Source organism: Bifidobacterium sp. UTBIF-78 (assembly GCF_006408945.1).
Lineage (GTDB): Bacteria > Actinomycetota > Actinomycetes > Actinomycetales > Bifidobacteriaceae > Bifidobacterium > Bifidobacterium myosotis.
The window spans coordinates 44,596-55,172 of the sequence record NZ_JFAO01000007.1; the positions used below are offsets into that span (position 1 = coordinate 44,596).

A 10,577-nucleotide genomic window follows, 5' to 3' on the forward strand; every position below is an offset into this window, starting at 1 on the left:
TATGTGAGGTGCATATCCCGCGACTATCCGCGCCTACTTGCGACTATTCGTGGTTATTCATGGTTATTCGGCGATGTGGTACTTGGGGCAGCGTGATTTCGAAGTCCGCGCCGCGCTCGTCATCCACCACCTTGACGGTGCCGCCGTGCAGCTGCGCCGCCCACAACGCGATGGACAGGCCCAGCCCGGTGCCGCCCGATTCGGTGCCGGGGCCGGTCTTGCCCTTGACGAATCGGCGGAAAATGCTGGAACGATCCGAAGGGGCGATTTGCGAGCCGTAATTGACCACATTGGTCACCACGGTGCCCATGTCGCGGTCCTCGCGCGCCTCGACCAGCACGGTGGTGCCATCGGCCGAATGCTTGAGCGCGTTGGCGATGATGTTGGTGAACAGCTGGCGCAGACGGTCCTGATCACCTTCCATCGAGATATCGGCGGGCACATGGACCAGAATGTCGTGGGCATGTCCGCCGTCGGCGATCTCCAGCGGTTCGATGGTCTCGTCAAGGAAGTCGGCGAAATTGAACTTCTCGATGTTCAGGCTGGCGGCGCCGGCCTCCATGCGGCTCAGGTCGAGCAGGAATGCGATGAGATCGGACAGACGTTTGGTCTGGGTCAGGATGCCTTCGAGGTTGGCCGGGGTGGGCTCGGTGACGCCGTCGGCCATGTTCTCCACCATGGCCTGCAGCGCGGAGACGGGAGTGCGCAGCTCGTGGCTCACATTGGCGATCAGGTCGCGGCGCATCTTGTCCGCGTGCTCGAGCTCGCCCGCCATCTCATTGAAGGAGCGCGCAAGCTGTCCCACTTCGTCGTGGCGGTCCTGATCGATGTCCACGCGCACGGTGTAGTCGCCCTCGGCCATCGCCTCGGCCACGTCGCGCATCTGGCGCAGGGGAGCGGTGATGCCGCGGGAGAACACGTAGGTGATGCCGAGGGCCACCACCAGGGTCAGCGGCATGGCGATCCATCCCGACCAGCCGTATTTGAGCAGAAACCAGCACATCGCGAACGCGATGGCGGTGGCGATCACGATCAGGGAGCTCAGCTCGAGTTTGAGCGAGGAGAAAAAATCAACCGACTTGGTGTACTTGCGCAGCACACCAAGTCGGCGCTTGGGTTGTTGTTTCGGCATACGTCCGAATATATCCGAACCGTATGCCGAGGATGATTGGGAGCCTGTCGGGTCTGGGCTACCTGTCTGGAACTACTTGCCTAGACTACTTGGCCGGCGGCTCGAAGGCGTAGCCCACACCGTGCACGGTGCGGATGGTGTCCGCGCCGAGCTTGTGACGCAGCGCCTTGACGTGGCTGTCCACCGTGCGGGTGCCGGAGGCATCCACCCAGTCCCAGACCTCCTCGAGCAGCTTCTCGCGGGTGAGCACGGACTTCGGTCGGCGGGCCAGCGTGGCCAGCAGGTCGAATTCCGTCGGGGTCAGATGCACCTGCTGGCCATCGACCGTCACGATGCGCTGGGCCGGGTCGATCACCATCGAACCGAAATCGAGGATCTTCTCGTTCTCGGAGTTCTTGGCGATCACCTTGGCCCGCTCCACGCGGCGCAGCAGCGCCTTGCAGCGGGCGATGAGCTCGCGCATCGAGAACGGCTTGGTCATGTAGTCATCGGCTCCGGCGCCAAGGCCGATCACCTTGTCCGCCTCGTCGTCACGGGCGGTCAGAATCAACACCGGCACGGGACGTTCGGCCACGATGCGCTTGGTGGCCTCGAGACCGTCCATCACCGGAAGCATGATGTCCATGATCACCAGATCGGGGCGGAGCTGCGTGGCCGCCTGCACGGCGGAGGCGCCGTCGCCGGCCACACGGGCGGTCCATCCCTCAGCGGTGATGCGCTGGGCGATGGCCGTGGCGAGCGTGGGCTCGTCCTCGACCACCAGCACCGTGTGCGGTGTCGTATTCTGACGCGCTGTGGTATTGAGCATAAAACCGGTTCCTTTGTCCTTTTCGGTGGTTGCCCTCTATCAGTCCTCTTCCGGCTTCAAGAATACAACCCCGAGGGCGGGAACGGTGATGTTCGCGGAGTACGGGCGGGAATGGTACTCACCCTCGACCGCCTCCACCGTGCCGTTGTGGATGTCGGAACCACCGTACTTGGCGTCGTCGGTGGTGAACACCTCGGTCCACTTGCCGCCGGTGGGCAGCGCCACCTGATAGTCGGACCAGGCCTCGCCCGAGAAGTTGACCACCACGGCCAACGTCTCGCCCTTGGAACCGATGCGCAGGAAGCTCAACGTGTTGTGGTCGCCGTCGTCGCTGGTGAGCCACTGGAAGCCCGCCGGGTCGAAGTCCTGGCTCCACAGCGCCGGATTGGCCTTGTAGAAGGCGTTGAGGTCGGCGACGAAGCGCTGGATACGGCGGTGCTCCTCCCAGTTGAGGCAGTCCCAGTCGATGGATGCGTTGTGATCCCACTCGCCCCACTGGGCCAGCTCGTTGCCCATGAAGGAGAGCTTCTTGCCCGGGTGCGCCCACTGGTAGGCGAACAGGGAACGCACGCCGGCCAGCTTCTGCCAGCCGTCGCCCGGCATCTTGCCGTAGAGCGAGCCCTTGCCGTACACGACCTCGTCGTGGCTGATGGGCAGCACGTAGTGCTCGGAGTAGGCATACACCATCGAGAAGGTGATCTCGTTGTGGTGCCACTTGCGGTTGATGGGCTCCTCGTGCAGGTACTCAAGCGTATCGTGCATCCAGCCCATGTTCCACTTGAGGCCGAAGCCGATGCCGCCGGCGCTCGTGGGCGCGGTGATGCCCGGCCATGCGGTGGACTCCTCGGCGATCATCATGATGCCCGGGTTGTTCTTGTATGCCGTGGCCGTGGCCTCCTTGAGGAAGTCGATGGCCTCCAGGTTCTCGCGGCCGCCGTAGATGTTCGGCCTCCACTGGCCGGGCTCGCGGCTGTAGTCGAGGTAGAGCATGGAGCTGACGGCATCCACGCGCAGGGCGTCGATATGCAGGTCCTCAAGCCAGAACAGGGCGTTGGCCACGAGGAAGTTGCGCACCTCGTGACGCCCGAAGTTGAACACGTAGGTGCCCCAGTCCGGGTGCTCGCCGCGCAGCGGGTCCGGGTCCTCGTACAGCGGGGTGCCGTCGAAACGTCCGAGCGCGAACGCGTCCTTCGGGAAGTGGGCGGGCACCCAGTCCATGATCACACCGATGCCGGCCTGATGCAGGCTGTCCACCAGGAAGCGGAAGTCATCGGGGGAGCCCAGACGGGAGTCCACGGCGTAGTAACCGGTCACCTGATAGCCCCAGGAGCCGGAGAACGGGTGCTGGGCCAGCGGCATGAACTCCACATGGGTGAAGCCCTCCTGCTTGACGTATTCCACGAGCTGCTTGGCCAGTTCGCGGTAGGTCAGGCCATGGCGCCAGCTGGAGGCGTGCACCTCGTAGATGGAGACCGGGCCGGCGGTCGGCTCGGTGGTGCGGCGGTGCTCCATCCAGGCGTCGTCCTGCCATTCGTAGTGCGACTCGGTCACGATGGAGGCCGTGTTCGGCGGCACCTCGTGCTGGCGCTCCATCGGGTCGGCCTTCATCACCCACTGATGGTTGGCGTTGAGAATCTGGAACTTGTAGTGTTCGCCTGCGGCCACGCCGGGGATGAAGATCTCCCACACGCCGGAGGAGCCGAGCGATCGCATGGCATGGCGATGGCCGTCCCAATCGTTGAAATCGCCCACCACGCGCACGGCGTGGGCATTCGGCGCCCACACGGAGAACGAGGTGCCCACCACCTGGCCCGGGCGTCCATCGGCGCCGCCCATCGGGTCGTCGTAGCGCAGCACATGCGCGCCGAGCACTTCCCACAGCCTCTCGTGGCGGCCCTCGCCGAACAGGTAGGTGTCCATGTCGCCGAGCGTGGGCAGGTAGCGGTACGGGTCGTCCTCGATGATGAGTTCGCCCGTCTCCCACTCGGTGCGGATGCGATAGTCGGGGATTTCGGGCTTGTCGGGGGTGCCCGCTGCGGGCAGGGTCGCGACGAACACTCCGTTGTGCTCGTGGCGCATCGGGTAGTTGCCGTCCTGGGTCAGGACGGTCACCGCCTTGGCGAGCGGGCGCAGCGTGCGGATGGTGACGGTATCGGCGTGCTTGCCGGTGCCGAGATGACCTCCCAGAACAGCATGGGGGTTGTAGAATTCAGCGTTGCTTACCGCATCGAGGTCGCCGGTGGCGACTGGTACGGTGGCGGTATCTTCCTTGATGTGCGTTTCTGTAGCCATGCCCCAAAGTGTATATGCGCCTACAGGGGAAACGCGACATTGGCGCGTCGGAAAATGGCGAATTCACGCGCTTTTTATCTATTCCCACCCACTGTGAGCGCTCTCAGGGGCAAGGTCCGGGGTATCTGGCATAATTATTCGAGTTTTTGTGTGTAAGCCGATCGGTTCTCGGAGGGTACATGTCTTACAAAGTCGGCGATATGGTCGTCTATCCGCGTCATGGTGCAGCCAAGGTGGAGGCCATCACCGAGCGGACCGTCAAAGGGGTGACCCGGCAGTATCTGCAGCTGTCTGTGCTGTCCTCCGATGGTTTGGTGATCAACGTTCCGGTCGAGAACGCCAAGAAGGTGGGCGTCCGTGACATCGTCTCCGCATCCGAGGTGGCCAAGGTCTTCGAGATCCTGCGCACGCCGATTGTCGAGAAGGAGATGAACTGGTCCCGTCGATACAAGCTGAACGTCGAGAAGATCGCCACCGGCGACGTGAACAAGATCGCCGAAGTGGTGCGCGACCTCGCCCAGCGCGATGTGGACGAGCACGGCCTGTCCGCCGGTGAGAAGCGCATGCTCACCAAGGCCCGTTCCATCCTCACCTCCGAGATAGCGCTGTCCGAGAAGATCGACGAGACCGATGCCCAGCGCCTGCTTGACGTGAATCTCGGCTACGAGCCCGCCCAGCCCGGCGATGAGAAGCACCACACCGAGGAGCCCGAGGAGGCCGCCGCCGATACGCTGGCCCGCATCGAGTCCCAGAAGAAATCCAAGAAGAAGTGATTGTCACCCCGGTTCCGCCTGAGACGGACCGGGGTTTTGTTTTGGCCTGTCCGACCGGTATCGGCATGCTGAGTCGGGTTAGCATAGTCTTTGTTGTTATCCCGTCGCCGGACATTCCGGTGTGATGCGGAAGGACAATGCAATCGGAGGGAGGCACGCATGGCCAACGACAATCTGTTGATCGGGCAAGGATTCGACGCGCACCGGTTCGCCGAGCCGGGGTCCAGTCGACCCTTGTGGCTGGCCGGACTGCACTGGTCCGTGCCGGAAGACGCGGATGCCGTTCAGGCCGCCCGGTACGAGGGCATCGAAGGGGATTCCGACGGCGATGTGGCCGCCCATGCCCTGATTGATGCGGTGCTCTCCGCTGCGGGGCTAGGCGATATCGGTTCCCTGTTCGGCGTGGGCGCAGGGGCGCACGGTGCCGGCATGCACGGCTGCGAGATGCTGCGGGAGACCGTCGCGTTCGTGCGCAACCACGGCTATGAGCCATCCTCGGCTTCCGTGGCCATCATCGGCAATCGTCCCAAGATCGGCACTCGCCGTGCCGAGTCGGAGGCCGCGTTGTCCGAGGCGATGGGATGTCGGGTCTCCGTGACCGCGACCACCACCGACCATATGGGCTTCACTGGCCGTGGTGAGGGCATCGCCGCCATCGCCACGGCCTTGGTACGGCCGGTGTGATAGCGGCGATTATCAGATTGCGGTTTTTCGAATTGCAGCTGTCGGATCGTAATAATCAGGAACGAAACCGGCTGTCACCGTGATTTCAGCGATGCAACGGCTTTGGCGATGGCCCAGAACAACGTCGAAATCGTGACGATGATGAAGCTCGGGGGAGCGGGGAACATCGCGGACAACACCAGCCCGAGCCAGATTGAGACCAGACACAGCACGCTGGCGATGACCATCGCCTTGAACGGCGAACCCACAAGGATGTTGGCGGTCGCGGCCGGGGTGATGACCAATGCGAAGATGAGCAACGTGCCCACGGCCGGTACGGCGATGGTGATCACGCCGGCCATGATGGCCATGAACGCCACGTTCATCAGCCCGATCGGCACGCCCTTGGCCTGTGCCACCTGCTCATCCAGCGAGCTGAACAGCAGCGGACGGTAGATCACGGCCAACAGCACCAGCAGGAGTGCGTCGAATATGGCGAAACCGATGATCTGATCGGTGGTGATGGTCAGAATCGACCCGAACAGAATCGACTGCATCTGCTGGGATGCGGAGCTGGAAAGTCTTGCGAAGAACAGACCCAGGCCGGTCGCGAACGCCAGCACCGTGCCGGTGGCGATCTCACGTTCGGAGACGCGCTTGCCCAATGCGCCGATGACCAGTGCGCCGCCCAAGGCGAACACGCCCATGCCCAGCGAGACCGGAAGACCCAGCAACACGGCGCCCGTCGCTCCTGGCAGTCCGATATGGGCCAGTGCATGCGCGGCGAAGGTCGAATGACGCGCGATGGTGAAGTATCCCATCACGCCGGCGGCCAGCGCGATGAACAGTCCGGCCGCGAAGGCGTTGGTCATGAATGGAGCGGTGAGGGTGCCCATCCATTCGGGATCGAAGGAGAAATCGATGGTGCTCATCACCTGCCGTCCTTTCCGGCGTCGCGGTCGTCGTGGCTGTTGTGGCCGTCGAGTTGAGGATTGGTGTTGCTGTTTGGCCGGGGTCGGCCGGTGCCGCCAGCTCGACCGCTTCCGTCAGTGCCACTGGCGTCGTCGGTGACGGTGTTGTCCGGGCCGTCGCCGTGATTGACGTGGACATGATCATGCGCGGGATTCTGCGAAACACCAGTAGCGCGTTGCAGGCCGTCATCGGCATTGCCGGGGACGACGGTGGGCTGTGCATCATGCCGCTCTCCGGATACATGGTGGTGCATCTGGGCCACCTCCGCGACCGTGTGCATGTCCTGCACCTGATCGCGCGGCTCGTCCGGCGTGGGAGTCACGAACATGTCGCCCTGCGGCGTGGTGACCACCTGCACCTGCGTGCCGTACAGATGGGTGAGCAATGTGGAATCGAGCACCTTGCCCATATCCGCGTAGTGGGGGTGCCCGTCCAAAAGGTATACGGCGCCGGTCAGAATCGGCAGCAGCATATTCAGATCGTGTGCGACCACCTGGATGGTCATGCCGAGTTCGCGGTTGAGCTTGGCGAGCACATGCACGGTGGCGCGCTGGCTTGCCAGATCGAGATTGGCGAGCGGCTCGTCCAGCATCAGCAGCTTCGGATCGCATACAAGCGCCTGGGCGATGGCCACACGCTGGCGCAGGCCGCCGGATAGCTCGGAAAGGCGGTACTTGGCCTTGTCCGCGATGCCGATGAACTCCATCGCCTCACGCACCTTGGCTCGCTGCGCCTTGGTGACCGGGTGGATGCCGAACCGCGTGCCGGTCAGTCCCAACAGCACCGACTGTTCGGCGGTGAGGTTGGAGTCGATGTCCGAGGCGTAGCTTTGCGGTACGTAGCCGATCTGTGCGTTGCGCTCGCCGGCGGGGCGTCCAAGAACGGTCAGTGTGCCGGCGGCCAGCGGAAGGAGGCCGAGTTCGGCCTTCATCATGGTGGTTTTGCCGGTGCCGTTGGTGCCGACTATGGCGGTGACCGAGCCGGAGGGGATGGCGAAGGTGCCATGCTGCCAGATGACGCGATCGCCGCGGCGTACGGCGGCGTCTTTGAAGACGATGCAATCGGATGATTCACTCACGTCGCACGATTATCACAAACGATGCTGACAATCGTTCTCAATATCGAGGGTGGTGGAGATTGGCGCAACGGGAATGTGCGGTCGTTCGTTACGGTGCGTCGTCGTGGAGTCTCGCTACGGAATCGCGTGGTATTCCACGATGGTGCGTAACGACAACGTCCTCGACGGTGTTCCAGTGGAATACCACGATGGTGTTCCGCGATGGTGAGCCGCTCCAATTGAGGGTGCCGGGCCGCACTGTCAGACTGCACTGTGGATGCGCGAAGCGTATGTGTATTGCCCCCGTAGCGTCCATTGCATCGTTTTTGGGCTTGTGTGGCACGAAACCGTGCCCCCGCAGCTGATTTGGACCACGAATCGGTCTTCGGGGGCACAGCCATTGCCCCGGTAGCTGTTTTTCATACGCTTTTGAGCTGCGGGGGCACACGGTCATAATCGAAAAACCGCATGATTCCGCCATTCTTGGCCAAGGTGGTAATTCGACCCGTAATAGGGGTGTGCCCCCGCAGCCCAAATCAACGTGAATTTGAGTTCCGGGGGCACACCTTGGCCCGTAACCGACGGCAAAACGCTCCAGGCGTCGCCCCAATGAGGGGTTTCGGGTTTTTCCGGCTGTTGCAAGCCTGAAGGCTGATAGCTACTGGCGATGCCTACTTGCCGGGGTCGGGCTGTCCGGCGTTGGACGGCACCTGTGTGTCGGACGATGTGCCGGAGTCGTCGGTACTGTCCGCGTCCGAGCCGTTGCCTGTGGAAGTGCCGGAGGATGCCTTGCACAGGCGGATGTACTTCTGCGATGCGGGATCGTCGTTTGTGTTGTCGTCGGACGTGCCGTCCTTGGAATCCGTACTGTTGCCGTCGCTTGGCTCGGCGGTGTCGTCGGATTCATCCGCGGACGTGTCGTCATCGGTGCCGGCCTCGCAACCATAGCTGGGGTCGACCGCGTCAATGATGGTGTTGATGAGCTGGTTGATCCATGCATCCAGTGTCTGGACGTCGGACGGCATCTGCTCGGTGACGCCGACCACCGGCACGTCGGAGCGGCCGGCCGTACCCGTGATCATATTGGTCGCATCACTGGCTTCCTGCGTGTTGTTGATGAGCACGTCCACCTTGCGTCCCTCGATGATCTTCTGGAACGATTGCAGATCGGCCGGTGCGGCCTCGCCGCCGGAGGCCTGCGACTGTGTGTAGCCCTTGGGTGTGGCGTCCTCGAAGCCAAGATCGGCCATGAGGTAGTAGGCGACGGGTTCGGTCGCCGCATAGGTGAGGTTTTCGTGGGACTTGGTGAAGTCCGCGGTCCAGGAATCCAGCTGCTTCTCGCCGTCCTGCCAATCCTTGAGCCGCTGCTGGAAGTCCGCCTTCTTGCTCGGCAGCTCCTTGACGTAAGCTTCGGTGATTGCGGTGGCCATGCCGGAACGGGCGTCCTTGGAGAACCATAGGTGTGGATTGTCTCCCTCCACCGCACCCACCACGGATGCGGCGGAAACGAGGGTTGTGGACTTGGAAAGCGACTTGGTGGCCCATGAGTCGTATCCGGCGCCGTTGGCCACCACGACCTGGGCCTTGGAAAGTTTGGCCACATCCGAGGTCTTCGGCTCGAAATCGTGGGCGTCCACGTTGGTGGAGCTCACGATGGAGGTGACTTCGACGTCGTCGCCGCCCAGCTCGGCGGCCAGGGAGCCCCACTGGTTGATGGAAGCCACGACGGTGATCGGCCCGGTGGCCTCGGTGGTGGTGTCCGGCTCGGTTTCCGTCTCGGCCGGCGCGGAATTGTCGGCACCGCAGGCGGCGGTGGCGCACAGCAGAACAACGCTCACGGTCGCTGCCGCGAACCGTGCGAATCGAGTGAAGCGAATCCCCATGGCATGCCTTCTTCATTGAGCCGTCGAAACAAAACTGACTTGTTTCAACAGTAGCCTATCGTTGCGAATAATCACCGAATCCTGACAGGAAGGATAACGATGTCCACAAAAATCGACGGCAAGAAGGTGGCGGCCGAGATCAAGGCCAACCTTGCCGAACGTGTGGCGAAACTCAAGGCCCAAGGAGTGGTGCCGGGTCTGGGCACGCTGCTGGTGGGCGAGGACCTCGGCTCGCTCAGATACGTGGCCGGCAAGCACGCCGATTGCGCCGAGGTGGGCATCAATTCGGTGAGGAAGGACCTACCCGCCACAGCCTCGTTCGACGAGATCGCGGACGCGGTGCGCGAACTCAACGAGGACCCCGCCTGCACCGGATTCATCGTGCAATTGCCGTTGCCTCGCGGCATCGACCAGAACGCCATCATCGACCTTATCGACCCGGCCAAGGATGCCGACGGCATGCATCCGTACAATCTCGGCGAATTGGTGCTGCATGTGCGTGGAGACATCACCACGCCGCTGCCGTGCACTCCTCGCGGCGTGATCGAGCTGCTGGACGCCTACGACATCGATCTGAACGGCAAGGAGGTGTGCGTGCTCGGCCGGGGCATCACGATCGGGCGTACCATCGGCCTGTTGCTCACGCGCAACGCCGTCAACGCCACGGTGACGCTGTGCCACACCGGCACACGCGACGTGACGGACCATATGCGCCGGGCCGACGTCATTGTGGCCGCGATGGGTTCGGCCGGATTCGTGACGCCGGACAAGATCAAGGAGGGTGCCGTGCTGGTCGACGTCGGCGTCAGCCGCGTCTTCGATGAGGAGGCCGGACGCTACCGCATCAAGGGCGACGTGGACAAGGCCTGCTACGACAAGGCCTCCGCCTACACGCCCAACCCCGGCGGCGTGGGCCCCATGACCCGTGCCATGCTCCTCGCCAACGTAGTCGAAATGGCCGAGCGCTCGCTGTAAGCGTTCCTTGGAATTGACCGCT

Annotated in this window: 7 protein-coding genes and 2 pseudogenes; 3 read left to right on the forward strand and 6 right to left on the reverse strand. The window is 63.1% G+C overall.

What is annotated here, in order from left to right; translation table 11 throughout:
* Positions 1 to 63: 63 nt before the first annotated feature.
* From BG22_RS02545 to glgB, 3 genes and pseudogenes are all read right to left on the reverse strand, one after another.
* Positions 64 to 1,132: pseudogene (locus BG22_RS02545) on the reverse strand (sensor histidine kinase).
* Between the two features lie 85 nt (positions 1,133 to 1,217).
* The gene (locus BG22_RS02550; protein ID WP_094667638.1) at positions 1,218 to 1,940 is read right to left on the reverse strand and encodes a response regulator transcription factor; all 723 of its coding nucleotides are present in this window, start codon (positions 1,938 to 1,940) and stop codon (positions 1,218 to 1,220) included.
* Between the two features lie 39 nt (positions 1,941 to 1,979).
* A complete protein-coding gene (gene glgB, locus BG22_RS02555) occupies positions 1,980 to 4,232 on the reverse strand; it encodes a 1,4-alpha-glucan branching protein GlgB (protein WP_140492853.1) in 2,253 nt (750 codons plus the stop codon).
* 179 nt (positions 4,233 to 4,411) lie between these two features.
* Between glgB and BG22_RS02560 the strand changes: the two genes are divergently transcribed.
* Both BG22_RS02560 and ispF read left to right on the forward strand, forming a co-directional pair.
* A complete protein-coding gene (locus BG22_RS02560; protein WP_094667636.1) occupies positions 4,412 to 5,005 on the forward strand; it encodes a CarD family transcriptional regulator in 594 nt (197 codons plus the stop codon).
* A gap of 159 nt (positions 5,006 to 5,164) precedes the next feature.
* Positions 5,165 to 5,689 carry a 2-C-methyl-D-erythritol 2,4-cyclodiphosphate synthase gene (gene ispF / locus BG22_RS02565; RefSeq protein ID WP_140492856.1) on the forward strand — a complete coding sequence of 175 codons (525 nt, stop codon included), beginning with the start codon at positions 5,165 to 5,167 and terminating at the stop codon, positions 5,687 to 5,689.
* A 74-nt stretch (positions 5,690 to 5,763) separates the two neighbouring features.
* On the opposite strand, the gene BG22_RS02570 is transcribed toward ispF, so the two are convergent.
* From BG22_RS02570 to BG22_RS02580, 3 genes and pseudogenes are all read right to left on the reverse strand, one after another.
* Positions 5,764 to 6,600 carry a metal ABC transporter permease gene (locus tag BG22_RS02570; RefSeq protein WP_140492859.1) on the reverse strand — a complete coding sequence of 279 codons (837 nt, stop codon included), beginning with the start codon at positions 6,598 to 6,600 and terminating at the stop codon, positions 5,764 to 5,766.
* Positions 6,601 to 6,863: 263 nt separating this feature from the next.
* Positions 6,864 to 7,718, reverse strand: a pseudogene (locus tag BG22_RS02575) (ABC transporter ATP-binding protein); the annotation flags it as partial.
* Between the two features lie 650 nt (positions 7,719 to 8,368).
* Positions 8,369 to 9,580, reverse strand: a complete 1,212-nt coding sequence (locus tag BG22_RS02580; RefSeq protein ID WP_140492862.1) for a metal ABC transporter solute-binding protein — start codon at positions 9,578 to 9,580, stop codon at positions 8,369 to 8,371.
* A gap of 99 nt (positions 9,581 to 9,679) precedes the next feature.
* Here BG22_RS02580 and BG22_RS02585 point away from each other — a divergent pair, with 99 nt between their 5' ends.
* Positions 9,680 to 10,555: a bifunctional methylenetetrahydrofolate dehydrogenase/methenyltetrahydrofolate cyclohydrolase gene (locus tag BG22_RS02585; protein ID WP_140492865.1), complete on the forward strand. Its 876-nt coding sequence runs from the start codon at positions 9,680 to 9,682 to the stop codon at positions 10,553 to 10,555.
* Positions 10,556 to 10,577: the final 22 nt, after the last annotated feature.